This is a genomic window from Geothrix sp. PMB-07 (assembly GCF_030758935.1).
Classification (GTDB): Bacteria; Acidobacteriota; Holophagae; order Holophagales; family Holophagaceae; genus Geothrix.
Genome location: NZ_CP132333.1, coordinates 1,230,975 through 1,256,755, shown reverse-complemented (window position 1 = coordinate 1,256,755; position 25,781 = coordinate 1,230,975). Strand labels below are relative to the sequence as shown.

Sequence of the window (25,781 nt, the reverse complement as noted above, 5' to 3'; positions counted from 1 at the left end):
CTAGCGATACTCCCAGAGTTCCTCGATCCTCCGTGCGAGCTTCGCGTCCCAGGCCTTCTGCTGGGCACGGTCGTACATGTGGCGCGTTTCGGCGTCGTAGGCCTTCTCCAGCTTCAGCACCTGGTCCAGGGTTTCCCCGAACAGGCGGGAGGCCTCGGCACGGTAGTTGGAGGTGAAGGAAAAGGCCTCGGCAGCCTTCTTGAACTCAAGGGCGCAGATGACGCCCAGGCTGTAATGGCCCTGCTCATGGTTCAGCAGTTCGGCCAACTGGCTCTCCCGCGGCGTGCCCCGTTTCACCCAGGAGCGTTCTCCCAGGCGGTTCGACACGTGGAAGCGGATCCGCAATCCCGTCGCCGTGCGCTGGGGGGGATCGAAGGTGTAGCGCACCGACCAATAGGTGTAGGCGTCGTAGGGGCTGGCGGCATCCGGGGTGCCTTTGAAGTCCTCCCACACCAGCCGACGGTTCTCGATGGATTGGGCGTGGAGCGTGGGGCCAATCCCGATCAGAACGGCCACAAGGCCTGCGAAACGGTAATCCATGTTCAGCACCACCGTCGGACTCGATGACAGTAGGCCAAGTAGGCCTCGCCAAACTGGGTTCGCAACCGGACCTCTTCGCGGGCGATGACCAAGCGATCCAACAGTCCTGCAAGGACCGGCACCAGCATCAACAGCCAGGCGGAATCCAGCAGGAGCCCGAATCCGGCGAGCAGACTGACAAGGCTTACATACAGAGGGTTGCGAGTGAACTGGAAGGGCCCCGATGTAAGCAGCGCCGAAGCGACACCATGGGGCTTCAACGTGGTGTGATGGCGCCTGAACGTGAGGATCGCCCAACCAGCCTGTCCTGCCGCGGCCATCCACAGCAGCAGCCAAAGGCTGAGCCTGAGCCCTTCCCCGAGATGGGTGGGGAGGGCCTTCAGGAACCCCAATCCCCACCCCGCCAGGAGGCACCCCAGGAATAGCAGCGGCGGTGGCAGCGTTTTCCCGGTGGGATTCAATGGAGGCCTCCTGGTGCGGGTGCCTGTTTGGCCAGCTGAATTCAGCTCAGGGCCGCTTCCAGTGCGTTGGCATGGAGGGCCTTCAGCTCGGCGGCGTCGGCATCCACCAGGGGCTGGCCGTCCACGGCCACGGTGATGCGGCTGCCACCCGAGGTGCCGATCTTGGCGAAGGGCACGCGGTGGGTGGCACAGAGCGTGGCAAGGCTGGCCTCGCCCTCGGGGCTCACGCTCACCACAATGCGACCCACGGATTCCCCGAAGAGCAGGCTGTCCAGGCGCAGGGCGCCCTTGTGGAGCAGGAGCTGGCAGCCCATGTTCCCGCCGAACGCGCTCTCCAGCGCCGCGGTCAGCAGGCCGCCCTCGCTGGTGTCGTGGGCGCTGCGGATGAGGCCCAGGCGGATGCCTTCGCGCACGCAGGCCTGCAGGCGCAGTTCCTCGTCCAGGCGCAGCTCCGGGCAGGCGCCCTGGGTCTTGCCCGTGCGCAGGCGCAGGTATTCACTGCCGCCCAGTTCGTCCCGGGTTTCGCCCAGGAGGAAGATGCCATCGTGGGCGGCGCGGAAGCCCGAGCCGCAGATGCGGTTGCCCACCTTGGCCAGGGCCGTGGCATCGGGCGCCGCCACATCCACCGGACCGGCGCAGTCCTCCACCAGGCCCACCGCCGCGATCATGGGCGTGGGGAAGATGCTCTGGCCTTCGGTGTCGTTGTAGAGGCTCACATTGCCGCTGACGATGGGCACGTCCAGGGCCAGGCAGGCCTGGCGGATGCCCAGGCAGCCCTGCTCGAAGGTCCACATGTTCTCAGGCTTCTCAGGGTTCCCATAGTTGAGGCAATCCGTGAGGCCGATGGGCTCGGCGCCCACGCAGGCCAGGTTGCGGCAGGCCTCGGCCACGGCGTGGGCCGCGCCCCAGAAGGGATCCAGGTAGCAGAAGCGGCTGTTGCAGTCGCTGCTCATGGCCACGGCCTTGTTCGTATCCTGGCCCGCCTCGTCCTTCACGCGGATGATGCCAGCATCGCCGCGGCCCATGCCGAGCAGCGTGTTGCTGCGCACGGTGCCGTCGTACTGCTCGAAGATCCAGCGCTTGCTGGCCACGGTGGGCGCGGCGAGGATCTGGCGCAGGGTCTTCTCCACGTCGCCGGGCTTCAGGTCCCCCGGCAGGGGCTCGGCGGCCATGGCATCCAGGTAGGCGGGCCGCTGGCGGGGCCGGTCGTACTTGGGGGCCGCGTCCACCAGGGGCTGGATGGGCAGGTTGATGACGGGCTCGCCGTGCCAGCTGCCGATGAAGCGGCCGCTGTCGGTCACCTCGCCCACCACGCAGGCGTCCAGGCCCCACTTGTGGAGCACCTCGATGATCTTGGGCTCGCAGCCGGGCCGGGCCACCAGCAGCATGCGCTCCTGGCTCTCGCTGAGCATGAGCTCGAAGGGCGTCATGCCCTCTTCCCGCATGGGCACCTGGTCCAGGCGGATCTCCAGGCCCGTGCCGGCGCGGCTCGCCATCTCGAAGCTGCTGGAGGTGAGGCCCGCGGCGCCCATGTCCTGGATGCCGATCACCCAATCGGTCTTGAAGATTTCCAAGCAGGCTTCCAGCAGCAGCTTCTCGGTGAAGGGATCGCCCACCTGCACCGTGGGGCGCTTCTCCTCGCTGCCCTCGCCGAATTCCGCCGAGGCCATGCTGGCACCGTGGATGCCGTCGCGGCCCGTCTTGGAGCCGATGTACATCACCTTGTTGCCCACGCCGGAGGCGAAGCCCTTGAAGACCTTGTCCGCCCGCAGCACGCCCAGGGTGAAGGCGTTCACCAGGATGTTGCCGTTGTAGCTGCCGTCAAAGGCCACGTCCCCACCCAGCATGGGGATGCCCATGCAGTTGCCGTAGCCCGAAATGCCTGCGGAGACGCCCTTCACCAGGCTCTTCATGCGCGGCGCGTCCAGATCTCCGAAACGCAGGCTGTTGAGGTTGGCCAGGGGCCGGGCGCCCATGGTGAACACGTCGCGCAGGATGCCGCCCACGCCCGTGGCCGCGCCCTGGTAGGGCTCGATGTAGCTGGGATGATTGTGGCTTTCCATCTTGAAGCAGACGGCCCAGCCATCGCCGATGTCCACCACACCAGCGTTCTCGCCGGGGCCTTCAATCACTCGGGGGCCTTCCGTGGGCAAGTTCTTCAGGTGGATGCGGCTGGATTTGTACGAGCAGTGCTCACTCCACATGGCGCTGAACACACCCAGTTCCGGATAGGTGGGCAGGCGACCGTCCAGGAGGCGCAGGATGACCTGCCACTCGTCCTTGGACAGGCCCAGCTCCAGGGCCAGGGATTCGGTGACAGCCGGTTCGTGGGCAGCGGACATGGAGGCTCCGGAAGCCTTGATTCTAGCGGCTCCGACGCTGCCGAACGAGGCTTGACATCCGCCAATCGCCTCCCGTGCTGAGGGCTAATCGCCTTCCGGCTCCTGCGGGGCCATGGGAGATTCGCCACCCTCGTAGGTACGCCGCAGCACCCCCTGGACGAGGCGCTGGAAGAAGACCCCCCGCTCGGGGTTGAAAATGATGGAAACCGTGGCCTTGAGCTCATTGCCCAATTCCAGGAGGGCGCCCCCCTCCAAGCCAGTCCCTAGCAGCAGCAGGGGGGCCCGCCCCTGGATGCATTCCACCATGGGCCGCAGGCGGCGCTTTTCATCCAGGCTCAGGCTGGGCACGTGGTATAGCACCAGGGCCGGTTTCAGGTTCAGGGCTTCCTTCAGGGCCGCCATGGTGGGGGGAATCCGGGTGAGGGGCTGAAGGCCCCCCAGCAGGTCCTGCAGAGTCGCTTCCAGGGCGCTTTCGGCGGAAACAAGCAGCAGACCCGAAGGGCGGCCCGTGGCGACACGGCCGATGGGCCCTGCGGGAGAGGCGGTGTCCACGCCGCGGCGGGAAATCCGGTCCAGATCCTCCTCCCGCTTCTCGAATACCCAGCGGGACAGCGGATTGAGAATCGACTCGTCCAGCTGAGGCCGGAACTCGACACCGAAGGTGCGACCGTGCACGTGGCGCAGTTTCACCCGCGTATTGATGCGGATCTGCTCGGTGAGGGGGATGGTCACGGCCATGTCCTGTCCCGGCTCCAATTCCCCTTCCATGAAATCCCGGGTGCTGTAGATCCTGCCCCCGGTGGTGCTGATGTCCACCAGGGTTCCCATCACCAGATCGAAATCCGGCGTGCTGAAGGTGACGGGCACCCGACCCACGCGGTCCACACGGTACGAGCCCCGGTGGTCCTCCTCGTGAAGCGCCATCGGCAGGGCCAAGCGCAACGTGCGCCGGCCATCGTGCATGCCGAAACCCTTCAGTTCCGTCGGAGCCTCCAGGAAGCTCACGCCGTGGGGGAAGCGCATCTTGAGGGCGGAGTTGCGCAGGCCATAGGTGGCATCCTCCCGCCCCATGGTGGCCACCACCTGCACTTCCGAGCCGTCCATCTTGATAAACGAGGATTCGAACCGGAGGTAGGGCGTCACCAGGATCATCAACTCGCGCCGCTCGCAAGCACGCTTGAAGATGTCCGCAATGGTGTCCGCGTTCCGGATCAGGGTTCCCGCCAAGCTGCCTCCAAGGGTTCTTGCTTCCATCATGAATTCCGTCCCTTACACTGGGAAGCTCTGCTTTTGACTGGCAAGCTCTGCTTTCGACTGGGAAGCTCTGTTTTCGGACCCCATGACCCCTCCCCGGACCCTACTCGCCTACAGCGCCCCCCGGAGCGGTTTCGGGGATGAGTGGATGACCTTCCTGCCCATCGGCCTGGGCTACCTGCAGGCCACGCTCAAATCGCGGGACCTGCCCTGCCGGGTGGCCAACCTGAGCGGCAAGGGGCGCAAAGAAGCCCTTGCCTACTTCAAGGCCCAGAACCCGGCCGTGTTGGGCATCTCCATGTTCACCTTCAACCGGAAGCGGTCCTGCGAGCTGCTGGCTTGGGCCCGGGAGGCCTGCCCCGGCGCCATCCTGCTGGCGGGCGGCCCCCATCCCACGCACCTGGCGGAAGAAGTCTTCGAGGACTGCCCGGCCCTGGATGCCATCGTGCAGGGCGAGGGCGAGACTGTGCTCCTGGGTGTCGTGGAGCGCCTGAAGACGGCGCCCGGCTCCGACCTATGGAAGCGCACGCCAGGCCTCATCCTCCGCGAGGGCCGCACCCTGCCCCAGGCACCGCTGGAGGATCTGGATGCGGTGGGCATCCCCGCCGAGCACCTGGAGGCGGACTTTCTCAACGACGTGGGCCAGCTGGCCTACCTGAGCTCCAGCCGCGGCTGCCCCGCCACCTGCAACTTCTGCAACACGCCCGAGTTCTGGGGCACCTCCATCCGCTTCCGCAGCGCCGAGTCCGTGCTGCGGGAGATGCGCCTGCTGCGCGAAGCCCACGGTCTCACCTACTTCAGCTTTCGCGACGACACCTTCACCGCCAACCGCGACCGGGTGCTCAAGCTCATGGACGGCATCCAGGGCAGCGGCCTACACCCCCTGTGGAACTGCCAGAGCCGCGTGAACCTGGTGGACGAGGACCGCCTGGTGGCCATGAAGCGCGCCGGCTGCGAGTTCATGCAGTTCGGCGTGGAGCACGGCAGCGAGCGGGTGCTGCAGCTGCTCGACAAGGGCACCAACCTGCGCCACGCCCGTCGCGCCTTGGAGCTGGTGCGCAAGGTGGGCATGAACCTGGGCATCTACCTCATCACGGGCATCCCCGGCGAGACCTGGGCCGATGTGGAGGAGACTGCTGGCTTCATCCGCGACACCCGCCCCAGCGACTGCCAAATCAGCCCCCTGGCGTTGTATCCCGGCACCCGCATGTTCGATCAGTACCGCGCCGAAGGCCGCATCCAGAAGGACTTCTACCGGGCCAGCGGCGATGCGGAGATCTTCGCCCGGGTGGACAGCCACACAGAGAAGGCCCTGCGCCACCTGGATCAGGCCGCCCAGCGCGCCAAAGCCAAATCCCGCTTTAGCGCCACGGAGTTCGCCCAGCAGAAGGCCTGGCTGGGCTTCTGCGCCGTCACCAACCTGCTCTGCGGCGAAGCCGCCGAAGAAGAGGGCCGCTGGACAGAGGCCGAGGCCGAGTACGCCGAAATCATCGCGAAGGAGCCCGCCAACCCCTGGGGCTTCCTGAAGCGGGCCCTGCTGCGGGAGAAGCTGGGCCAGGCCACCAAGGCCAAGGCTGATCTCACCGAGGTGCTCGCCCTCGCCCCCGGCAATCCCGAAGCCACGGAGCTGGCGACCCTCTGGGGGCTGAAGCAGACCAAAACACGAACGAAAAAACCCGCCCACGGCCCCACCGCCGAGATGAAGGGCGCCGAAGCCTACCTCAGTCGGCCGAAGATGTAGGTTCGGCCTCCAGGGCGCGTCTCCACTCCAGCAGCCCCATGACACAAAGCACCTGGTACACCACGTAGAGGGCGCTGGCCACGTAGAGCCCCTTGTAGATCAGCAGCCCCACGGAAAGACAGTTCGCCACGATCCACACGGGCCAGTTCTCGATCCACTTGCGGGTCATCATGAACTGGGCCACCAGGCTGAGGGCTGTGATGAGCGAATCCAGCACGGGCACCGTGCTGTTGGTGTAGCGGCGCAGCAGCCAAGTCAGGGTGGCCGTGAGGGCCGCCACGGCCAAGGCCAGCAGCAGCCCCGTCTGCGGCCGCACCCGGCTTACGGTGAGCGTCCTGTGATCGCGGCCCCCATGCAGCCAGTGCCACCACCCGTAGATGGAAATGGCGATGTAGAAGCCCTGCAGGCCTACGTCGGCGTAGAGGCCCGTCCGGTAGAACAGCACGATGAACACCAGGTTGTTGGCGATGCCCAGAGGCCAGTTCCAGATGCTCTGCCGCACCAGCAGGGCCACGCAGGCCGCACCGGTGATGAAGCCGAAGATCTCCATGAACGAAGGCATCAGTCCTCGTGCTTCAGGTTGGGGCTGCGCTCCAGGATGGTGAGCACCAGCCGCTCCAACTCATCCACCAGCAGGAAGCGGAGGGTGGGGTCCTTGCGCAGATTCACCGTGGCATCACCGCCCCCGCGCAGGACGAAGAAGGGCCCGGACCGCTCCAGGCGCGAGACCTGCTTCCAGAGCAGACGGCCGGCGCCGAACCGGCGGGCCAGGGGCGCGGGCAGCGCGCTGTGCTCCACCGACAGGCCCAGGTCGTCCACCAGCACCTGCGAGCCCTCCACCATCAGCACGCCGACCAGGGTACCCAGCAACAGGAAGCTCCCCAGCACCACGGCACCGAAGGCAGCCGTCACCGCCACCCAGAAGGACCAGGTGGGATCGCCGGCGGCCTCCGCCACCTTCAGCGAGGCCCGCAGCACGGGCAGCCGCTCCATGATCTGCGCCAGGGCCCGCACGCCCACCAGCCAGGAGCCCGCGAAGAGCAGCATGGCCATGGCGCGCTGGGCGAAGGAGGGCCGGAAAACGAGCGGCGAGCCAGCGGACATCAGGCCTGCATCTCGGCCACGATGGCCTCGGCCGCCGCCGCAGGATCGGCCGCATGGGTGATGGGGCGGCCCACCACCAGCCAGGTAGAGCCCTGCTTGAGGGCCTGGGCGGGCGTCATGACCCGGGCCTGATCCTGCGTCGCCGCGCCGGAGGGCCGGATGCCCGGTGTGAGGCGGTGGAAGCCTTCGCCGCAAGCCTCGCGGATGGTCGCGGCTTCCCAGGCCGAGCACACCACGCCGCCGCAGCCGGCCTGCTGGGCCAGCTTCGCATAGGCCAGGGCCAGCTCCTCGGGTGGAGCCGCATGGCCCAGGGCCGCCAGGGCCTCGCGATCCAGGCTGGTCAGCACCGTGACCGCCAGCAACTCTGTGCGACCACCCGCCGCCCGATGGGCCCGCACGGCCTCCACCGCCGCTTCCAACATGGCGGGACCGCCCTGGGCATGCACGTTGATCAGGCGGGGATCCAGCTTCAGCACCGCCTCCATGGCCCGGCGAACGGTGGTGGGGATGTCGTGGAGCTTCAGATCGAGGAACACGGGCACCTTCGTCTGCAGCTCTCGCACAAAGGCCGGGCCCTCGGCGCAGAACAACTCCAGGCCCACCTTCAGCATGCCCACCCGGCCCGACAGCCGCTCAGCCATGGCCAGGGCCTCCTTGGCCGTGGCCACGTCCAGGGCCACCACCAGGCGCTCCCTCGCCGTGAGGAGCGGGGGCGTGAGGGTCGAATGGGGTGCGGACAAGGGGACTCCCGTATGATGCGGAGGACCATTCTGCCATTAAGAGAGGTATTGATGCCCCTCCCCACCCTGCAAGCGCCTCCAGCCATCGTTACGCCCATCCCCGCCCCCGCAGGCCAGGAGGCCGAAAACGCCCTTCTGGAGGCCTTCGACTGGGAAAACGCCCTGCCCGCCCCCCCCAAGCTCAAGGGGGCCGCGGCCCTCTCCTACCGCTGGCTCCGGATCGCCGCCACCTTCGAGGTGGAGCGCGGCCTTCCTCCCGATCCGTTTGCGGGTGGCCCGGATCGGCAGGAGGCCGAGGCCCTGCGCCGCCTTATGAAGGCCCCCAAGGACCAGCTCGCCACCGCCCTGAAGACCCTGCCCCTGCGCCGTTCCGGCACGGCCTTGGCGCTGTGGCGCTGGGGTCGCCTCCAGGTGCGCCAAGGCGCCTTCGAAGCGCCCTTGCGTCGCCTCTGGGAGGATCGCCTCATCGCCGCAGGCCCAGCCCTCACCAGGGGCTACGGCCTGCGCCATGCTCTCTGCTGGGCCCTGGCCGAACAGGACGAGGCCCGGTTGGCCACCCTCCGGCCAGCCCCCGGAGCTGACTCCGAAAGCACCTTCAAGGATTTCCAGCGCCTCTTTGGGCTCATTGGCGGCCCCTCACCGGTCTTCCGGCTGTGGACCTTGCCCGGCCTGGACTACCAGGACCTCCGCCTGGATCAACTGGGCGCCTCCCGCATCTGGGTGTGTCCACCTCCCAAGGAGGCCCTGCCCGCCCTTTCACCGGATACGGCCTGGGTCATTCCCAGCGAGACCGGCTACCAGGATGCGGTGGATGCGAGCCTCAGCGCCCCTCTCATGGACGAAGGCAAAGCTCTGGCGCAGCGGCTTCAGGAAGCCGGACGCAACGGCCGCTTTGCCCCCAGCCGCGCAGCCTTTGAGAAGCTCGGCTTGCTCTGGTTCCCGATTCTCATCGTGCTGAACGGCAAGGGCGACATCCAATCCATTCGCATGGGGGATGCAGCGCCGCAGAAACCCTAGGTAAGACCAGTCCCTAGCCGATGCCGCAGCCCTGCATCCAGCCGGCCACGGCGCCCCACACCATCTGCGCCCAGTAGTGAAAACCGCGGCGGATGGGTTTGGGGTTGTAGCTGGCGTGAAGGCGATCCTTCAGCATGGGGTAGTTCCCGTCGGGATCCAGCACCGCCGCAGCCACCGGGGAATCGAATTCGTAGGTGATCCAGCGATCCTGACCATCCCAGACGAGCCGCTGCTCCTCGTGGTTCTCCAGACGCACCCACAGCGTGATGGGCACCCGGATGCCGCCACGCCTTTCCAATGTGATGGAGCCCACCCGGCCGGGTGCCGCAGGCTGCGGGGCGGCGAACACTGGGGGCTTGTCTGAATAGAGCCAGCCGCCCTGCAGGACATCCTGGCTTTTCACGCCGCGAATGACGTAGTCGAGCACCTCCGTCCCTTCCACGAAATCGCGCCAGAAGGCGCTGAGATCCCGGCCGGAGACCCGCTCGGCGACACGCCGGAAATCATTTCGGTTGAGGTGATGGAAAGCCAGCTCCTGCGCGTAGGCGCGCAGGACTTGCTCCATCACCGGCCGACCCAGCATGGCCTCCAATTGATTGAGCACCAGGGTGGGTTTGGCATAGGCGGTGATGAAATAGCCCTGCCCACTCAGGGTCTTGAAGCCGAACCGCGTGAGGGGGTCGCTGCTGGGCAGGGACCAGTAGCCGGCCCATTCGATGAAATCGGTCCCCACCTGGAAGCGCCGCCCGCTCATCACCGCGTGGTAGCTGCGCTCCATGGCCTTGTGCGTGAACCAGCTCGTGAAGCCCTCATCGAGCCAGGGTTCCTCGAACTCGTTGCTGGCCAGCATCCCGTAGAAATACTGGTGGCCGAATTCATGGAGGCTCACCAATTCCGGCTCCATGCGGAGCTGCAGCGGATCAAAGGCCACGGAGCTGGCTGTGATCAAGGTGGGATATTCCATGCCATCGGCGCCGGAGGCATCTTTCGGCGTGTCGATGACCGTGAGCGTGGGATACGGGTACTTGAAATACCACTCCTCGCTCCAGCGCAGGGCATTCTCCACGGCGCGGCGGTGCCGGGCGAAATTGCCGCGATTCGCCCCATCGATGTAGTAGAACACCTGCACCCCGCGGTACTCATACATGGCCGGCTTGCGCCAGCTTTCGCTGGGCATCACGGCCCAGGCGAAATCGTGCACATCCTCTGCGTGCAACCGCCAAATCACGTTCAGGGGCCGCTTGGGGTCCTGCTCAATTTCGGTCACGAAGTTGGTCTGGGTCCCCGTGTGGGCCAGCCCCAGGGCATTGGGCAGGGAGAGGGCCACATCATAAACGCCGAAATCGGCGAAGAATTCCGTGTTGGCGTGGTAGGCGTGGCAATTCCAATGATCGCCCTGGTATACCCCTACCTTCGGGAACCACTGCCCCGACATCAGGAAAGTGTCCGACCAGCCACTGCGGGCGAACACCCTCGGATAGCGGTTCTCCCAGACGATGTCCAGGTGGATGGTCTCGCCAGGCACCACGGCGCGGGGCAGCTTCAACCAGCGCACAGTCTCGTCTTCGCCATCGTGCCCATCCAAATCCTTGCCATCCAGGCGAACGCTCAGCAGACGGCAATACCCCCACGAAGCGGCCTCTTCCTGACGATCCTGGTGGTCCCTGCGCAGGCGCCCACCGCTTTCCTTCACGAACAGACTCTGAGGCCCCTTGAAGGCATTGAGATAGAGATGCAGCGGCAGTTCCTGAGTGGGGGCCGTGCCCGTGTTGCGCCAACTGAGGGTCTCGCGCCCCTCCAACGTCTTGTGCTCGAAATCCAGCGCCGCCTCGATGCGGTAGTTGGCGATCCGCGGCGAACGGGGCTTCTCGAACCACTTCTCCGTGGTCCAGGTCCGCGGCCCCGCCACCAGTCCCACCGTGGCCAACATCACCAGCAGAGCCATCCAGCGGCGTCCCATCGAATCTCCCGAGCGTCCGTCGAGCATACCAAGTCCCCGCGGACATGCGCCCTTGCCGTTCCCCCAATCCCTGCTACACTCAAATCCCTACCGCGGGGTGGAGCAGTCCGGTAGCTCGTTGGGCTCATAACCCAAAGGTCGTAGGTTCAAATCCTACCCCCGCTACCAACAAGAAGACCCAGGAAACCTAATGGTGACCTGGGTCTTCGAGCATTCGGTCGATAAACACTCGGTTTTAATTTTTCCCCCTCTTTTCCCCGTATTTACCCCTGTGACCCACAAAAACCAAGGCTCAGGTAACAAGGGTGGTAACAGAAATCAGCCTCAATCTTCCTCCGGAGCATTAAGCGGAGACACACGAAGAGTGGTCCAGTTCACCTTGTATCCCTTCTTTCGAAGGTATTCCTCCTGAAGAGCCTTCGACTCTGCAGGGCTAGCGGTTTTCAGCGCCCGTCGAAGTTCGCGTTGCGCATCGGCGTCCTGCACCTTCTTGTCGTCCTGAGCTTTGCTCGCGAGCTGCTGCTCAAGCTGGAGGTGCTGAACCACTCTGGCCTTGCCGACAATCCAGGCATTCCGTCCGCCATCAAGGCCGAGTTGCTGGAACCACCCTGTTTTATAGCCGACGGCGTTCGTGAACGCCTGGTCGTAGACGTCCTGAAGGGGTCGGTCGCAGCCCACGGGTGCTGTTACGAGTCCGTCATTGATGAGAAGTCCCGCAACGGTCAATCGCGTTGAGGGCCTCCAACCATCGCTGACACGGCGCACGACCCAGAGGTCGGCGTAACCACTGTCGATATCCGGATCGTTCGTGAGGGCTACCTCCCAGGAACTGGCGCAGAACCGATCCAACGAGGCCTGGGCCATCGCCTGCGCCTGGGCGAACGGCGGCTGCGACACGGGCAAGGCCACCCGAAAGCGTGCGGGCTGGTTTGGGGCGTCGGCAAGCCCAACCACGAGGCCAGGGTAGGACCCGGCGACGTAGTAGCGCTGGGCGGAAAGGGCCATCGTGGCAACAGAGAGGATGAGGAGGAGAATGGATCGCACGTCTAGCCTTTCCGCCGCGTGGCGCGGCTCTTGGTGTCGCGGTTGCCGAAATAGTCGATTTCGTCGGGTGGCCAAGAAACAACGGGCGCGGTAGACCCCAGCCGTTCGTTCTTCCACGCCTCGAAGCGCTTCAACTCAGCCTCTACAGTAAGTCCGCGCCGAGGAGCGCGATCACTCACCGGGGTTCGGGACGTCCGAGTCACAAGAGCACCTCCGTTTTAGTGGTGAAGCGCTCCCGGAAGGTTGGCTGGGCAAGCGCCAGGCGGAGCGCCTCCTCAACGAGGAGGCCCAACGCCACTTTCGTGTCGAGCTGAAGCACACGAAGTTCTCGCGCAACGTCGGCGGCAACGCGGCAGTTGATGCGCTCCGCGCCAAGGGCATGGGCGCGAGGCCTGCCCCCGACTACCTTCGCAGACGGGGCCTTAGCCTCCGCCTGATTGAGGTGTTTCGGGCGCGCCTTGGCGCCGCCCTGGAGCCAGGCTTTCGGGTCGGTGCTCACAAAACCTCCTGCACAACGGGAGCCGGGATGCCGAGGCCGAGGATTTCCACAACACGGAGCATCGCCTCGCGGACCTCCACCCCAGCGGCGTTGGGTTGTTGGCACGCGGCAACACCGCGGCCAAAAGCATCGACCAGGCCCTGGCGCTCCTGGACGAGCCCCGCGAAAAAGATGCCCTCCTCTGGGCTGGCTGCGGCTTCCACAGCCGCTGCCCAGCTCCGCCACCAGCCAGTGTTGGCACGGTAGTTTGTTCCGAGGATCGCCACGCGCAACTCAGGGTTTGCATTTGCCTTCGCGGCGCGAACCAGGTCCAGAGTTCGCCCGAGGCCGCGCAGGTCCTGTGGGCTGGGGCCAACGGGCACCAGAATTCCCGCCGAATAGGCTAAGGCAGTGCGGGTCTCCTCTCCCTCCCAAGGAGGACAGTCGGCTATGTAGGTTTGTTTGCCCTTGGCCGCCTGTTCGAGCAGGCCGAGGTCGGCCGGGTAGAGGCTGCGGCAGGGAAGGGTCGCCAGTTCGGCCCAAGCCCCGAAATCGCCGTTCTCCGGGTTCAAGTCCAGACCCTTGGCGAGGAGGCCAAACTCCGCCAGGAGTGCGGCCAGCTCCTTGGAGTAGGTGGTTTTCCCAGAGCCACCCTTGAGGTTGATGAGACTGATGAGCATGTGTCCTCCCGCTTCCGTCATCGGCATTCTATCGCTGTTCTAAAGTTCTAAAGTTCTAAACATAAAACCTTCGATAATTTTTTACGCCCGATGTTTTGGCGTCGCAAACAGCAAAACGCCAAAACGCCTCCACCCCGAAACCATCATCGGACAGTCTTGATTCGCATGGTGTTATAGTATTTATGAGTTCAAGCGCCTCATAGTTCTGGTGTTCTGGGTTTCTGAGGTTCAAAACGACGAAACATGGAAAGTTTCGATGTTTCAATCGTAATGTTTAAATCATCAAAGGCCGATAGATTTATTAGAAGGAGATCACATGAAACCCCTTATCCTTGGCCTCGCGCTCGCGCTGACAGCACTCAATGCCCAGGCAAGCGACTACCCGCGGACCCTCCCGCGGGAGTACTACCTTGAGACCGCCAAGCGTGGCACCAACAAGAATTGCTATTTCTGGGTGGCCCCAGGCTTCGACCGCTCTCGTGGCATCACCTGGAGTGGCGAGGTTGAATGGGCCGCCAAGGAGCGTTCGGTCGAGTTCCTCAAGACCCTAAAGCAGGGCCTGAAAGACATCACCACCGCACATGGCGCCTATAGCCTCAAGGTGGCCGTGGTGCTCGTGGAGACCGATTTCTGGGCCACCGGAGACGCCCGAATTGAGGTCGAGATCCGCGACGAGGCAGGTCGAATCATGGCACTCGGTTCCGATTGGGCCATGACTGCGATGGGCGGTGCGAATGGCCAGAGGGCCCTAGCCGATAGCGTCGTTGGAAGCCTTGAAGCCGACCTGTTTAAGTAGCCCCCCCAAAAACAACTTTGGTCACATTTGTACCATCAGACATTCAGCGGCGAGTCCATGCGGTCGAAATGTGACCTGAAGACGTATGCACCGCCATTACCCTGTCGAAGCTTGGCGATTCATAGCTGAGATAGTGATTCCAAATATTGAGACAATCTCTGGGATGAGATCGTGCTGATTGAGAAAATTCGTTCGTTCTTCTCGCCCTGGTGGTCCAGACCGCTTTTCGCTCTTAGTGTTGGCGCTTGCCTCACCACCCTGTTGCTGGGTGGCTTCCCTGAAGCAATGAAAGCCGCTTCCAAGGGAATCTCAGACCAAATTCAAAGCGCAATCGGACCTACCGAACAGCAGATCCGTGCCCAGGAATTGAGCGAAGAGTTACGAAGACAGTCTCAAGAATCTCAAGAACGAATGGCAAAGCTCCGGGAAACGCCACCGCCCACCAGAGGGAAGAAAAAGCGCGCCCAGGACAAAGCCAACGAGGCAGATGAAGTGAAGGCTCTAGCTCCCATGCATGCCAAGCGAGAAACTTTAATCGACATTTCCGCTAAACAACTAGTACTGACGCTGAGCGTGGTGGTGGTGATCAGTCTCTGGCTCGCGTTATCTGCGTTCGCGGGAAGAATTTATCGAAAACGGATGGAGCGGATCCTATTCCTGGCCCGAGATGCTGAGAGGCGACGTCGGGAATCTGTCATTCGCCACAATGAGCGAATCGACTACTACCGGCAGTTTCCGTTAGCCGACCACACCCTCTGTTCAACATGTGGCTGGATTGGCCTCTTTCGAAGCAATGCACCTACTTATGATGGGGCGAAAGCCATTGGTACTGCTGCGGCTGTCGGCGGAACAGGCCTGGCTGCCGCAGGATGCGGTGGATCCGCTCTAGGGATCATCTTGATCCTGATCGGACTGCCTCTTCTTTTCCTTTTTTGCATCGGCGTCATCCCAATCGGCATTGGAATCTTCTTAATCATTGCTGGTGGAACCGCAACCACCGCTGGGGCCACCGTTGCGGCCTCAGGTGCCTCCTCCGCTGCTGGTGCCACTCAAGCCGCGCAACGTGCTGCCGCAGCACCAAACCAATGCCCACAATGTAAGAACGTCGGCCTGATCCCGGCGTTATCACCAATGGGCGTTCATCAAATCGAAAACACACCCACTGTTGCTGCGGCAGCTCAGGCCGAATCCATCCGCGTCATCGAGGGTCTTCCTAGCGTTATCGACATTGAACTCCTTCCAACCCTAGAGGGCTGACATCCAAAGCATTAAATGTTTGGTGGTATAAACTCCTAAAGCAGGAGGGCCACCATGGGCCGACCCCCAAAGCCAGGTGAAAAGAAGGAGCGAACCCACCCCCAGGGGCGTGTGGCTGGTCCGTTCCAGAAGCCACTTAGCCTAAGGCTTACGCTTCGGGGTTGGGAAACTCTGGTGGCCGAGCGCAAGGCCCTCCAGGATCTGGTAGACCGCGGCGAAATATCCCAGGCGGAATGCTCCTATAGCTACATCCTGGAGAGGGCTCTGACTCAGCACGCCGCTCGTGCCAACACGGCGGAAGGCAAGGCCGCCGACCTGGCGTTTTTGGCGGATCTCCGGAAGCGCTGGCAGACCGAAAGCCCCAAACCAATGCCCCTGGCATCCTCCATGGGCACCGCAGACATCAAGGCGCTCGTTCGGCAGGAATTGGCCTCGGCTCTCCAAAGCGAACTACCGGGCATCCTTCAGGCCATCGCTGACGGGGCCGGAAAAGCCGCTAAGGCACCAGCCAAAAAGCCTAAAAGGTAAGGCCCCTACCCCAAATCCTCGGCGCTGTGCGCCTGCGGGGATTTAACGCTTTTGGCCAGAGATCCTAGTCACGGCCTCCATTTCTTGGCGTCGGCGGAGTCACCTTTTTCTCTTGCACGAGATTCCCACTGATCAGTGCCCGCGTCCAAGATGAAACCCATCCCGACGCCAGGTTACCCAACGATCAAAGTGTGCTGATGAACTCGATCAATTAGCATGAGGGTATCGCGTCGGCCAGAGCCCTTGGAAAGCTTCGGCTTGATGGTGAGGGCCTCAGCAAAGCACTCAACGAAGGAGTTCCAACGAGTGACCAGCATGTTCGCCTCCTGGCGGGTAATGTCCCAATGGATAAATTGTTTTCGTTTGCTACCAACGAACCAGTCGATGGCCGAAGGCGTCGTAGGCCAATCCAATTACGCTGCGCCTGGCGCGGACAGTGTTGAGCTGGCCGAAAGGATGGTTCGATTCGTAGCTTTCAAAGCTCTCGCCGAGGGCCCACAACCCCCACGTCGCCCACGACAGAATGAGGAATTCGCTTTCGCAGCCTAGGTCTACAAGCATTGAAAGAAGAGCATCAGGGTTGCACCAACACAGATGCCCAACGCAAGCCGGTAGGGTGTGGATTCGCTCATCCCCGCACCTCCATAGCGGCAAAGGCCTCCGGCGGGAGGTCTTCGCCGCGGCGACGAAGCTCTTTGCGCAGGACGCGAAGTGTCCCCTGAGCCTGTTGGAGGCGACCGAAGTTACTCCCCCGAGAATAGGCCTTGCAGGTCCACTCGGTCTGCGTATCGGCCTTCCGAGCACAGGCTTCAGTGTGGCCGAGAAGGGCTTCGTCAACATCCCGGACCAGCCGTTCGATAAGCATCCTTTCAGTCCGGCTAAGGCCACTGATCAATTGGGTCTGCATTCCATCTCTCCCCTCAAGGCCTTATCGGCAACGCCTATTGAGCTTTAACTATTTATCCCAAACTAGAGGCATCTCTTCCACCTTCCAACCCCGCCTTTGCCTTAACCTACGAGGCCCAAACCATCTCGGCCAACCGCGGCGCGAGGACTTCAACCAACGGCGTCCGACCCTCCAAGGCAACACGATGCCGCAGCGCCTCTCGCGTCATCGAAGTGAGCCGCTCTTCGAGTCGGTCAGTGGCTTCTAGGAGGCAGAGACGATTCAGCAAGGCGATGTCACCAAGCAACGCATCCATCTCCTGTTCGAGGCGTGCAAGCCGAGCCTGTAGCACCCGCCGACGGAAAGATTCCTGCCGGGCTTCGCCATAGGCCGTAATTGAGGTTTCGCTTCTCATGTCCGCTCCTTTTGGTTTGTGGTGACCGCCGCGCACTCCCAACGGGAGGCCGGGGGCCTTACCCGGCCTTCCACAGGCGAAGCCCCAGGGACGCAGGAGCCCGAAGCGCAGGGGGAAAATCGGAGGGACCCGCTCGCGGGAGACCGGGGCCGGAGGCCCGCCCGAAGGGCGTTTTCCCCTTGCGCATAGGGACCGCGAAGCGGCGGGTTTGGGGGGACCTGGCGAGGAACCAGGCCAGCGCAGGAGGGCGCACTTTCCGACGAGCAGGACTGGCAGCCGGGGCACCACGAACCCGTCCTGACGGACCACTCCCTGGAGCGGCGGTCATTCGATCCTGGGCTCAATCTTTCGTTGGTTTCATGGTGGTCCGGGGTTCCGAATCAGACGCTTACGAGCTTTTCGCCATCCACCACGCCGCTGCCCAGCTCTTCCCCGACCTCGATGAGCTGGCTAAGCACGCGGACCATGTCACCTAGGGCAGGTCGTTCGTAATTCGATAGAAAATACAAGCCCGATCTCGACAAGCACCAATATCTCAATTTCTAATCACTTGCTATCATCGGCCAGGAATAACCAGAGGATCATCATGTCGGATACGGCGCTGAAACCTGCTGAGCGACTTACAGGATTAACCCTTGAAGGCGGGTGGAAGGTTACTACGCGCCAGAATAGAGGCCCAAGTTCTACCGGCGGTTGTTTCTCCATTGGATATTTTGTAGAGCATGAATCAGGGCGAAAGGCCTTCTTGAAGGCTCTCGATTTTTCGAGAGCCTTGACTTCTCCAGACCCTGCTCGCGCTATCCAGTCGCTAACCGAGAGCTACAACTTCGAAAGGGATGTCCTTCGACTTTGTCGGGACAAGAGGCTCGACAGAGTTGCAACTGCAATTGCTGAAGGCACGGTTCGTATTCCCGGAAGTGGCGATGCCGGTGCCGTTCCCTATCTTATTTTTGAACTAGCCGATGGAGATGTACGCTCTCAAATCGATTTTTCAAAACGATTCGACATAGCACTGCGACTCCGCGCCTTGCACCATATTTCAACCGGCCTATGGCAACTCCATAAGCAGACTATTGCTCATCAAGATTTGAAACCATCAAATGTACTCGTTTTTAACAATGATGAATCTCGAATCACGGATCTTGGAAGGGCTGCCGTTCAGGGAAAGACACCGCCTCATGACAATTGCATCGTTCCTGGCGATCCAAGCTATGCCCCTCCAGAGCTGATGTACAACCACACAAGCGATAGTTGGTTTATCCGTAGGCAGGGCTGTGACCTATACCACCTCGGAAGCATGATTGTGTTCTTTTTCGCAGGAACAGCCATGACTCCGGAATTGCTAAAAGAAATTCCAACCTCACACCATCCATGGAACTGGACTGGAACATATCCAGAAGTACTTCCCGTTGTTCGCAAGGCCTTCGGAGATGTGATTGAACAACTAAAGTCTGCCATCGAACCTGAGTACCGAGAGGTATTGACTGATCTTATCATTCAACTTTGCGATCCCGATCTAGGTCGGCGTGGATACCCAAAAGCTCGTGGAAATAGTGCAATGCAATACTCACTTGAACGGTACGTATCGAAGTTTGATCTGATTGCCACAAAGGCAGAGTTCAGCTTCAGAAAGAAAGTGTGATGCCCATGAGTTTAGGGGTACGCGATGACAAGCGAAGGGTGATTCCAAGGTGGCGAGACTCATCCACGACTCTTAAGGTTGGCGAGTTAGGACCTCTTCGCACAAATGTGAAGCCCGCTGTCCTGGATCAATCCGACTTTGAAAATTCATTACGTGATTGGGCCGAAGCCCCGTCAATTGGTCTTGCCTTTGATGTATTGGCAGGAGCCATTGCATTGAATCGGTTCAAAGATGCAAGGCCTGCAGCAGAGCTGTTGTTAGCATCTGAGTCGGCTTCGCCTCGAAGCCGGTCCCTTGCAAATGTCATCCTTAAGCCAGATAGACTTTCGCAAGAACCAGACCTTCAGGCTGAATCCGATTTAAATCAACGAATTGCGCGAATTCGAATCGCAGGGATCAAGCATGCCCTCAATGATTACCCATTCAATCCCCTGCTCTGGGCAGATCTGGCCAGAGCCTATATCTTGATCGGACAGCTCGGTCCATCGATTCGTGCAATGGAACATGCGGTTGCTTCCGCTCCCAACAATCGCTATGTCCTAAGGTCTGCCTCGCGATTGTACATTCACGGCAAGGATCCTACTCGCGCCCTCGAAATACTTCAGCGAAGCGCTGCTACCAAGTTTGACCCTTGGCTCCTCGCAGCCCAGCTTGCTACTTCAGAGGTTGCGGAATCGGCCCCCATGCATGTGAAGCTAGCCAGGGAAATGCTTACCTCGGCCTCATTCTCGACACTACAGCTTTCGGAGCTTTCTAGTGCTTTAGGTTCCATGGAGTTTTCAGCCGGGAATCAGAAGCCAGGCAAAAAGTACATCAAGCTAAGTCTTGAATCCCCCACCGAGAATTCCGTTGCTCAGGCTATCTGGTGGGCTAGACGAATTAAATCAATCAACGTTCAAACCGATATCAAAAGTGTTGATCGATCTTTTGAAGCACAAGCCCGGCTTTCATACCTAAGCGCGAATTGGAAGGAATCCTTGAGATCCTGCCAAAACTGGGCTCTCGATGAGCCTTTCTCGTCAAGACCAGTAACCCTTGGCTCATATCTAGCTTGTACAATTCTTGAAGACCATCGATTGTGTGAAGAGATTTCCAATCAAGGACTTCGCGCAAACCCCAATCATGCAGTCCTTTTGAATAACAAAGCTGTGGCTCTGGCGCATCAGGGACGAATTAGAGAGGCAACAACAGTATTCAGATCGATCCCTCAGAACCATGATGAAGCTTTCATTAGCACGACTCTCCTTGCGACTGAAGGGTTACTCCATTTTCGTTCTAATCAACCTGAGGTTGGGCGCCAACTCTATCGGAAAGCAATCGAAGCAGCTGGAGTAAATCGAAACTTAAAGGCCATGGCCCTTATTCACCTAACCAGGGAAGAACTTGAAGTTGGCACTGATGTGACCAGCACTCTTCTCCCTGAGGCGATTATGGAAGCTGATGGCCTGCCTGATCCGGTAATTCATGCCCTCATAAATAGACTTAAGGCATTACCAAAGAAGCCCCATTAATGACACCTTTGCTCGAATAAGAGAGCGGGGTTCCTTTAGTGACACCTCTCAGGTTACTCCCCAAAATAGAACACCCCGCGAAAAACCACCACCTCGAAGGCGGAGAAGTTTTCGCCATGGTATTCGGTCCAAGGCTTTCCCCACTCCTTGTATTCGAGCCATATTCATAAAGGCTCAATGTGTTCGCCAATCTCACCGCGGATACGGAGGGTACCAACAGTCCTTGCCACTCTCTCGCGCAGACCTGCCGTCCTCTGCCACGCGAAAGGCCACCAAAACTCGCGGATTGTGATCTGCGCCCGACATCTCTATCGAGAACACACTTTTTTTACCTGCGGACTCGGGAGAATCTCCGTCTGCGACGAATTGCACACTCCACCGTCGGCAGAAGGGATTCCTCGCGACTCAGCCCACACCAAAGGTGCGGGGCTGAGTCCTTTGGTGGTAGGAGTTCTCAATGCCTGGAAAGTTATCAACCCAACCGTTCGGCGTCGGAAATACTACCGTTCGGCGGAATTTGCTTGTCTTGCCAGTGAGTGCATCTATGATCGTCGGGTCATCAATTGTCAATTTTTTGGAGGCCATTTGGACAACTAATTCACAAAAGTAGAAACGCAAGATCCAGCACATTCCTCAGTCTTTTTGTGTCAAAAAGGACGAGGATGATTTGGGATACAAATGTTGCTTTAAACAATGGTTTCTTTCCCAATAATATTTTAAAATAGGAGGTTGGGACCTCAAATAGAAATATAAATCAATAAATTAATTCTTTAAACTTATGAACTACAAACGCTCATTTGGAGAACGGATCAATGAAAAGTAAAAAGGTAGTTGTGCCAGTAATTCAACTCTCAATCGCGGCGATGATGGGTGCTGGCATATTTGTTGCTCCAAACTCAAATATTTATGCACAAGGAGTTACGATTTGGGGAACCCTTGGTACAAGTCGTGGCGGGGATGGTGCTGATGTTGGTAATCCTTACGATCCTGGAGCAGGCCAAAATCCTCCAAACGATGGCAGTTCAACTGGGGGGAATTCGAATCCCGGCGCTAGCGCTGTTGGACCCATACACTCCATGGACTCTAGCCTATATGGGTTACAATTTTAATAACGCTACAGATCTATTAACGGCTCTTGGGCGAGCCCAAGGAAAGAACGATACTCAAATTCAGGCTACGATTAATTCATCAATTGGTACTGAAATAGGCAGATTGCTGCCCATTTGGAAGCTTACTTTTGCGACGTTTGGTCTTTCCTATCGAGGGCTTGCCGAGTTGGCAATGCCTGGCATGGGATCAGTTCTTGGGGATGACCAAGGTGCTAGAGAATGGATTTATAATCACGAACTTAGTCACGCGGCTGGTACGTGGCATGATGAAAACCAGACGACTGAACAAAGGCTCTGTCAATTTGGCGTGACACATACATTTAATGGTATTTCTGGACAACCCACCATTTCAAGTGATGCATACGGTCTCCTGGAAGCAGCGGGGAGAGCGGCTGTGAGGAACGGGACCCTAGTGAAGACTGAGCTGGAAAAAATGGCAAACAGATGTACAAACCCGGCACTGAAAGTAGAGTTGAACAATTTTAATGCAACTATCCCGGCGGACTGCTAATGAGATTTTGTTCAGCAATTTTAATAATTATTATTCATGTTTCTGGTATAAGCCAGAGTATTGATAGTTTTAGGAATCACGCTGATGAGCTATCAAAAAAATGCATAATGCATGTCTACGAGATATTTGATGGCTTTGAGAAACAAAAATCAAATCTGCCTGCAGATCGTTTTCTCGATTTGAAGTTGGAAATTGGAGACCGCACAAAATGGTTTTCAATCAAAAGTGAATATTCTAACCATGAATTCAGAAGGAGTACTTTATACTATAGACGAAAACCTGTAATTAAAGAAGAGCCTGTTGAATTTTCATTCTATGAAATCCTTACTACAAGTAAATGGAAGGCTCTAAGAAATGCGTATTTCCAAGAGGGAATTACTATAAAAAACAACCTTCCTACGGAATTACGAAAAGGGAAGTCGACCGTTATCCCTGAAGGTAAAATCAAAGGTCGAATAAGTACATTTGGAGATTCTGATTTAATTTATATTGAAACGGAAAATTATTTAAACTTCCCTTCAATGAAAATTCTATCATCCAATGGTGAAGATGTTAAAACTCTAGATAAGGACTTTAAACCGTCTGATCGATCATTAAATTTTAAAATCACCCAACATGATAACCTATATGGTTATCTACCAAAAGAGCTTCAGAATGCGGAGCTTATAGAAAATAATCCTCTGGAGCTTGGACGTATTTATTCGCGAGGTATCATATTTGACGCTTGGGAAAAATCGGTTGCCCCATATGACGTAATTCAGCGCCCTCAACTAACTCCTTCGTCGATTTTGCCAAGCGATCGACGACCAAAAACTGGACTGGTCGTTGGCCAGTTTGATATCTATGGAACTCCAGACAAGGTGTCCCGCCCCTTTAACGGCGGCAGAATGACAACCTTTGTGGATTCAAGCGCAGCTCAATATTTTAATAATTCTACAAAATTTGAATCTTATGCTGATCTGCTGCTGCAAAACTGGCTATACGCAGGAAGGCATGAGAATGGTAAACTATTTATTGCTGCCAGATACCCATTTAATCCTGATATTGGAGCTTTGGTAATTGTTCAATATATGGCGGAGACTGAACCACGTCTCGCTATATTTCACCCATCAGGTCTTGTAATTCATTTCGATGGACCAAATGTTGCATTTAAGACATTTCATACTAAGAAAAATAAAAATGTAGATATCCTTGTTGAACAATTTAACGGGAGTGAAGGCTTTGTGGGCATTGACCCAGAAACCATTAAATCCCCGCAAGTACTTCGGTCTGATGGACGATATACTTTGTTTAAACACAAAAAGCTCATCCACCCTCTTGCAATGTATTGATTTAGAATTGGAATATCTTAGAGCTAGAGAAAGAGGGAGCGAGGATTTATGAATCACTCGCTCCCTCTTAGATATAATTCCCATTCAAACTTAACTTTAGTTTAAAATAGCGCTGCAATTGCGGCATGTTTATTATACCACAATGCAAGTATTCAATACATCGGAACGGATTGGCATCCAGCTGGATCAGGCAGGTGGAGGAATGGACCGGTTATCAGGTTGAAGTTTGAGGAAATCGATTAACACCTGGCCCTGAAAACCGACTGATCCAGGTCAGGCGGATATGGGACGCAGCTAGTGCATAGCCTGAGGTTCGAGGCAGGTGATCAGGGCGCCGACGTTCTGCCTCCCCTCGTCAGTGAGCAGGTGCAAAAGGGCCCCTGAGGTGAGCCTGGGTCTTCCGGATGTTGTGCCCGGCCGCGCTGAGGAGGAAGTTCCGCATGTCTCCGGCCACGCCCTTGTGGGAGTTCCGTCCGAGGAGGCCATCTGATGTCAAGTGGCCCAGTTCCGCCCCGATGGCGGCTCTGTGCCTCAGGTCCCGTTTGAGCCGATTGCCGAGTTTCCACTTGTCGCTGATGAGCACCTGGCTCCTGTCGGGATCCACGCCGTGACCCTGGTATCCCTCCACCTATCGCCACTCAGCGCGTGGCTCCCGCACTCTTTGCTTGCGGAGTGAAGTCTCTGCCCAAGATCCAGGGTGTGCCCATCATACGGATTGTCTGGACAACTCATGGCACCGACGACGAAGCCCTCCCGGTGGCTCACAGCGATCCGGCACATACATCTGGCCGCAATCTTTCGTCATGTCATCCCAAGGAATCACCGCTGTTAGACGAACCAGATCATGATTCGGGTCCAGCGCCAGATCCAGCTTCCAGCCGATCACCGGCTGGCCTGTCCCCTCCAAATAGAGCCAAGCTAAATGTTAAGGTCCACTCCAAAGGAGTCGGATCCAATGAGGACAAGCAAGTTCACCGAGGAGCAGATCGTGGGGCTTCTCAGAGAGGCGGAGAAGGGGGAGCAGACGGTCGATGCCCTCTGCCGGGCCCGTGGGATCACGGCGCAGACCTTCTATCGATGGCGAAAGAAGTATGGCGGAGTCGAGGTTTCCGATGTCCGGCACATGCGGCAGCTTGAGAAGGAGAACGCCCAGCTCAAGCGCCTTCTGGCAGAACGGGAGCTGGATATCGCAGCCCTGAAAACGGTTCTCCGAAAAAAATGAGTGGCGCGTCGCAGCGAAAGGAGGGGGCGGCATACCTGACGGCCACCGGCTTCTCCCAGCGGCGCGCTGCCCGGGCCATGGGCCTGAGCCGTTCCTATGTCCGGTATTCACGCCGGGTGAAACTGGATGGGCTGGACGAGCGGATCGTCCAGCTTGCCCATGCCAACCCCCGCTATGGCCACCGGCGCGTCTGGGCCCTCCTGAGGCGGCTCCAGCTCCGGGTGAACCTGAAACGGGTCCACCGGGTTTTCAAAGCCCATGGCCTCCAGGTCCGGCGGCGTCCCAAAAAGCACCTCCGGACCGGCCAGCATGTGCCGATGAAATCCGGGTATCCCAACCAGGTCTGGTCCTACGACTTCGTCCACGACAGCTGCCTGAACGGCGAGGTCGTGAAGTGCCTGACGCTCACCGACGAGTTTACGAAGGAGGCGTTGGTCATCGAAGTGGCCTCCTCCTTCAAGGCCGAGGAGGTCATGCAGGTCCTCAAACGCTTGTTCCAGACCCGGGGATGGCCCGCATTCCTGCGCAGTGACAACGGCCCCGAGTTCATCGCCCATGACCTCCAGGTCTGGCTGATGGCCACCGGTGCCCAGACCTTCTACATCCCCCCGGGCTCGCCCTGGGCCAACGGCGTGGCCGAGAGCTTCAACAGCAAGTTCCGGGACGAATGCCTGAACATGGAGGCCTTCTCCAGCCTGGCTGAGGCCAAGGTCATCGTCGAAGCCTGGCGCCGTCGCTACAACGAGGAGCGCCCGCACAGCAGCCTGGGCTACCTCACCCCAACCGAGTTCCGCTGCACCATTGAACTGGCTCAGCTCGGTCTCCCTGCGACGGGGGCTCTGCCCCCGGACCCCCGGGATTTATCGCTTTGGGCACCCCCGGTGGAGGCCAACGCCCTGACAGAAAAGGCCAGGGCGTTTCCCCTGGCCAACACCGTCCGGTGCATCTCCGAAGCGCTCAAGTCGCTTCCCAGCGTTGCTCTACCCTCTCCGGAGATGGAAGCCAAGCTACCATCTCCTGGAAGCTCCTGGCCAACCGGCCATTAGCTCTCTCTTTTTCAACCCGACCTTCACATTTAGCCCGGACCTAAATCTGGGAACCGGCCACGGCTGCTCGCTCATCGCTCGCCTCGCCTTCGGCTTCATCGGTACACTCGTAAATCGGAGGCCCCTCCTCTCTTTCTGGTGTACCGGGTACCCTACAGTTCCTCAA

Annotated in this window: 24 protein-coding genes and 1 tRNA gene; 12 read left to right on the top strand and 13 right to left on the bottom strand. The window is 59.3% G+C overall.

From position 1 onward, the window contains the following. The 4 genes from Q9293_RS05475 to Q9293_RS05460 all read right to left on the bottom strand — a co-directional run bounded on the left by Q9293_RS05475 (position 1) and on the right by Q9293_RS05460 (position 4,570). Entirely contained in the window at positions 1-540 is a 540-nt protein-coding gene (locus Q9293_RS05475) for a hypothetical protein (protein WP_306250828.1), read from the bottom strand. Positions 541-542: 2 nt separating this feature from the next. Beyond that, a complete protein-coding gene (locus Q9293_RS05470; RefSeq protein WP_306250826.1) occupies positions 543-1,001 on the bottom strand; it encodes an isoprenylcysteine carboxylmethyltransferase family protein in 459 nt (152 codons plus the stop codon). Positions 1,002-1,042: 41 nt separating this feature from the next. Next, positions 1,043-3,343: a phosphoribosylformylglycinamidine synthase subunit PurL gene (gene purL / locus Q9293_RS05465; protein ID WP_306250824.1), complete on the bottom strand. Its 2,301-nt coding sequence runs from the start codon at positions 3,341-3,343 to the stop codon at positions 1,043-1,045. Between the two features lie 84 nt (positions 3,344-3,427). Continuing rightward, the gene (locus Q9293_RS05460; protein ID WP_306250822.1) at positions 3,428-4,570 is read right to left on the bottom strand and encodes a PilZ domain-containing protein; all 1,143 of its coding nucleotides are present in this window, start codon (positions 4,568-4,570) and stop codon (positions 3,428-3,430) included. A 175-nt stretch (positions 4,571-4,745) separates the two neighbouring features. Between Q9293_RS05460 and Q9293_RS05455 the strand changes: the two genes are divergently transcribed. Further along, the gene (locus Q9293_RS05455; protein WP_306250820.1) at positions 4,746-6,338 is read left to right on the top strand and encodes a B12-binding domain-containing radical SAM protein; all 1,593 of its coding nucleotides are present in this window, start codon (positions 4,746-4,748) and stop codon (positions 6,336-6,338) included. Here Q9293_RS05455 and pnuC read toward each other — a convergent pair. The 3 genes from pnuC to pyrF are packed head-to-tail and all read right to left on the bottom strand — an operon-like array spanning position 6,319 to position 8,182. Continuing rightward, positions 6,319-6,900, bottom strand: a complete 582-nt coding sequence (gene pnuC / locus Q9293_RS05450; protein ID WP_306250817.1) for a nicotinamide riboside transporter PnuC — start codon at positions 6,898-6,900, stop codon at positions 6,319-6,321. The two genes, Q9293_RS05455 and pnuC, sit on opposite strands and share 20 nt — an antisense overlap. Continuing rightward, complete coding sequence (locus tag Q9293_RS05445) at positions 6,900-7,442, bottom strand: hypothetical protein (protein ID WP_306250814.1); 543 nt, start codon at positions 7,440-7,442, stop codon at positions 6,900-6,902. The genes pnuC and Q9293_RS05445 overlap by 1 nt, the downstream gene beginning before the upstream one ends. Next, positions 7,442-8,182: an orotidine-5'-phosphate decarboxylase gene (pyrF, locus tag Q9293_RS05440; protein ID WP_306250812.1), complete on the bottom strand. Its 741-nt coding sequence runs from the start codon at positions 8,180-8,182 to the stop codon at positions 7,442-7,444. The genes Q9293_RS05445 and pyrF overlap by 1 nt, the downstream gene beginning before the upstream one ends. Positions 8,183-8,233: 51 nt before the next feature. On the opposite strand from pyrF, the gene Q9293_RS05435 reads away from it, so the two are divergent. Continuing rightward, a complete protein-coding gene (locus Q9293_RS05435) occupies positions 8,234-9,199 on the top strand; it encodes a hypothetical protein (RefSeq protein WP_306250810.1) in 966 nt (321 codons plus the stop codon). A gap of 13 nt (positions 9,200-9,212) precedes the next feature. Here the strand turns inward: Q9293_RS05435 and Q9293_RS05430 are convergent, their stop codons facing one another. Next, positions 9,213-11,159 (bottom strand): M1 family metallopeptidase, encoded by a 1,947-nt coding sequence (locus tag Q9293_RS05430; RefSeq protein ID WP_306250807.1) that lies wholly within the window; start codon positions 11,157-11,159, stop codon positions 9,213-9,215. Between the two features lie 91 nt (positions 11,160-11,250). On the opposite strand from Q9293_RS05430, the gene Q9293_RS05425 reads away from it, so the two are divergent. Beyond that, positions 11,251-11,327, top strand: a tRNA-Met gene (locus Q9293_RS05425). Positions 11,328-11,483: 156 nt separating this feature from the next. On the opposite strand, the gene Q9293_RS05420 is transcribed toward Q9293_RS05425, so the two are convergent. The 4 genes from Q9293_RS05420 to Q9293_RS05405 form a co-directional block, all read right to left on the bottom strand. Beyond that, the gene (locus tag Q9293_RS05420; protein ID WP_306250805.1) at positions 11,484-12,203 is read right to left on the bottom strand and encodes a hypothetical protein; all 720 of its coding nucleotides are present in this window, start codon (positions 12,201-12,203) and stop codon (positions 11,484-11,486) included. 2 nt (positions 12,204-12,205) lie between these two features. Then, positions 12,206-12,337, bottom strand: a complete 132-nt coding sequence (locus Q9293_RS05415) for a hypothetical protein (protein ID WP_306250803.1) — start codon at positions 12,335-12,337, stop codon at positions 12,206-12,208. Between the two features lie 65 nt (positions 12,338-12,402). After that, entirely contained in the window at positions 12,403-12,702 is a 300-nt protein-coding gene (locus Q9293_RS05410) for a hypothetical protein (protein ID WP_306250800.1), read from the bottom strand. Continuing rightward, positions 12,699-13,361 carry a ParA family protein gene (locus Q9293_RS05405; protein WP_306250798.1) on the bottom strand — a complete coding sequence of 221 codons (663 nt, stop codon included), beginning with the start codon at positions 13,359-13,361 and terminating at the stop codon, positions 12,699-12,701. Before Q9293_RS05405 ends, Q9293_RS05410 begins: the two co-directional genes overlap by 4 nt. A 316-nt stretch (positions 13,362-13,677) precedes the next feature. On the opposite strand from Q9293_RS05405, the gene Q9293_RS05400 reads away from it, so the two are divergent. The 3 genes from Q9293_RS05400 (at position 13,678) to Q9293_RS05390 (ending at position 15,942) form a co-directional block, all read left to right on the top strand. Then, complete coding sequence (locus Q9293_RS05400) at positions 13,678-14,157, top strand: hypothetical protein (protein WP_306250797.1); 480 nt, start codon at positions 13,678-13,680, stop codon at positions 14,155-14,157. Positions 14,158-14,328: 171 nt separating this feature from the next. Beyond that, positions 14,329-15,414 carry a hypothetical protein gene (locus Q9293_RS05395; RefSeq protein WP_306247168.1) on the top strand — a complete coding sequence of 362 codons (1,086 nt, stop codon included), beginning with the start codon at positions 14,329-14,331 and terminating at the stop codon, positions 15,412-15,414. A 174-nt stretch (positions 15,415-15,588) separates the two neighbouring features. Further along, complete coding sequence (locus Q9293_RS05390; RefSeq protein WP_306247170.1) at positions 15,589-15,942, top strand: hypothetical protein; 354 nt, start codon at positions 15,589-15,591, stop codon at positions 15,940-15,942. 1,013 nt (positions 15,943-16,955) lie between these two features. Here Q9293_RS05390 and Q9293_RS05385 read toward each other — a convergent pair. Then, on the bottom strand, positions 16,956-17,243 hold the full coding sequence (locus Q9293_RS05385) for a hypothetical protein (RefSeq protein ID WP_306250795.1): 288 nt from the start codon (positions 17,241-17,243) through the stop codon (positions 16,956-16,958). A 586-nt stretch (positions 17,244-17,829) separates the two neighbouring features. Here Q9293_RS05385 and Q9293_RS05380 point away from each other — a divergent pair. The 6 genes from Q9293_RS05380 to Q9293_RS05355 all read left to right on the top strand — a co-directional run bounded on the left by Q9293_RS05380 (position 17,830) and on the right by Q9293_RS05355 (position 25,615). After that, complete coding sequence (locus tag Q9293_RS05380; RefSeq protein WP_306250792.1) at positions 17,830-18,885, top strand: protein kinase; 1,056 nt, start codon at positions 17,830-17,832, stop codon at positions 18,883-18,885. A 107-nt stretch (positions 18,886-18,992) separates the two neighbouring features. Beyond that, a complete protein-coding gene (locus Q9293_RS05375) occupies positions 18,993-20,396 on the top strand; it encodes a hypothetical protein (protein ID WP_306250790.1) in 1,404 nt (467 codons plus the stop codon). Positions 20,397-21,332: 936 nt separating this feature from the next. Next, the gene (locus Q9293_RS05370; protein WP_306250788.1) at positions 21,333-22,016 is read left to right on the top strand and encodes a hypothetical protein; all 684 of its coding nucleotides are present in this window, start codon (positions 21,333-21,335) and stop codon (positions 22,014-22,016) included. Next, the gene (locus Q9293_RS05365; protein ID WP_306250786.1) at positions 22,016-23,347 is read left to right on the top strand and encodes a hypothetical protein; all 1,332 of its coding nucleotides are present in this window, start codon (positions 22,016-22,018) and stop codon (positions 23,345-23,347) included. The genes Q9293_RS05370 and Q9293_RS05365 overlap by 1 nt, the downstream gene beginning before the upstream one ends. A 955-nt stretch (positions 23,348-24,302) precedes the next feature. Beyond that, positions 24,303-24,569: a transposase gene (locus Q9293_RS05360; RefSeq protein WP_306246057.1), complete on the top strand. Its 267-nt coding sequence runs from the start codon at positions 24,303-24,305 to the stop codon at positions 24,567-24,569. Beyond that, positions 24,566-25,615 carry an IS3 family transposase gene (locus Q9293_RS05355; protein WP_306246055.1) on the top strand — a complete coding sequence of 350 codons (1,050 nt, stop codon included), beginning with the start codon at positions 24,566-24,568 and terminating at the stop codon, positions 25,613-25,615. Before Q9293_RS05360 ends, Q9293_RS05355 begins: the two co-directional genes overlap by 4 nt. The last annotated feature ends 166 nt before the right edge of the window (positions 25,616-25,781 follow it).

What these genes read in the sequence shown, in the direction of transcription:
- Q9293_RS05475 (WP_306250828.1), bottom strand. Translation starts at nt 540, where the DNA reads ATGGATTACCGTTTCGCAGGCCTTGTGGCCGTTCTGATCGGGATTGGC.
- Q9293_RS05360 (WP_306246057.1), top strand. Translation starts at nt 24,303, where the DNA reads ATGAGGACAAGCAAGTTCACCGAGGAGCAGATCGTGGGGCTTCTCAGA.
- Q9293_RS05400 (WP_306250797.1), top strand. Translation starts at nt 13,678, where the DNA reads ATGAAACCCCTTATCCTTGGCCTCGCGCTCGCGCTGACAGCACTCAAT.
- Q9293_RS05445 (WP_306250814.1), bottom strand. Translation starts at nt 7,442, where the DNA reads ATGTCCGCTGGCTCGCCGCTCGTTTTCCGGCCCTCCTTCGCCCAGCGC.
- Q9293_RS05430 (WP_306250807.1), bottom strand. Translation starts at nt 11,159, where the DNA reads ATGGGACGCCGCTGGATGGCTCTGCTGGTGATGTTGGCCACGGTGGGA.
- purL (WP_306250824.1), bottom strand. Translation starts at nt 3,343, where the DNA reads ATGTCCGCTGCCCACGAACCGGCTGTCACCGAATCCCTGGCCCTGGAG.
- Q9293_RS05380 (WP_306250792.1), top strand. Translation starts at nt 17,830, where the DNA reads ATGTCGGATACGGCGCTGAAACCTGCTGAGCGACTTACAGGATTAACC.
- Q9293_RS05405 (WP_306250798.1), bottom strand. Translation starts at nt 13,361, where the DNA reads ATGCTCATCAGTCTCATCAACCTCAAGGGTGGCTCTGGGAAAACCACC.
- Q9293_RS05385 (WP_306250795.1), bottom strand. Translation starts at nt 17,243, where the DNA reads ATGAGAAGCGAAACCTCAATTACGGCCTATGGCGAAGCCCGGCAGGAA.
- Q9293_RS05455 (WP_306250820.1), top strand. Translation starts at nt 4,746, where the DNA reads ATGACCTTCCTGCCCATCGGCCTGGGCTACCTGCAGGCCACGCTCAAA.
- Q9293_RS05435 (WP_306250810.1), top strand. Translation starts at nt 8,234, where the DNA reads ATGCCCCTCCCCACCCTGCAAGCGCCTCCAGCCATCGTTACGCCCATC.
- pnuC (WP_306250817.1), bottom strand. Translation starts at nt 6,900, where the DNA reads ATGCCTTCGTTCATGGAGATCTTCGGCTTCATCACCGGTGCGGCCTGC.
- Q9293_RS05365 (WP_306250786.1), top strand. Translation starts at nt 22,016, where the DNA reads ATGAGATTTTGTTCAGCAATTTTAATAATTATTATTCATGTTTCTGGT.
- Q9293_RS05355 (WP_306246055.1), top strand. Translation starts at nt 24,566, where the DNA reads ATGAGTGGCGCGTCGCAGCGAAAGGAGGGGGCGGCATACCTGACGGCC.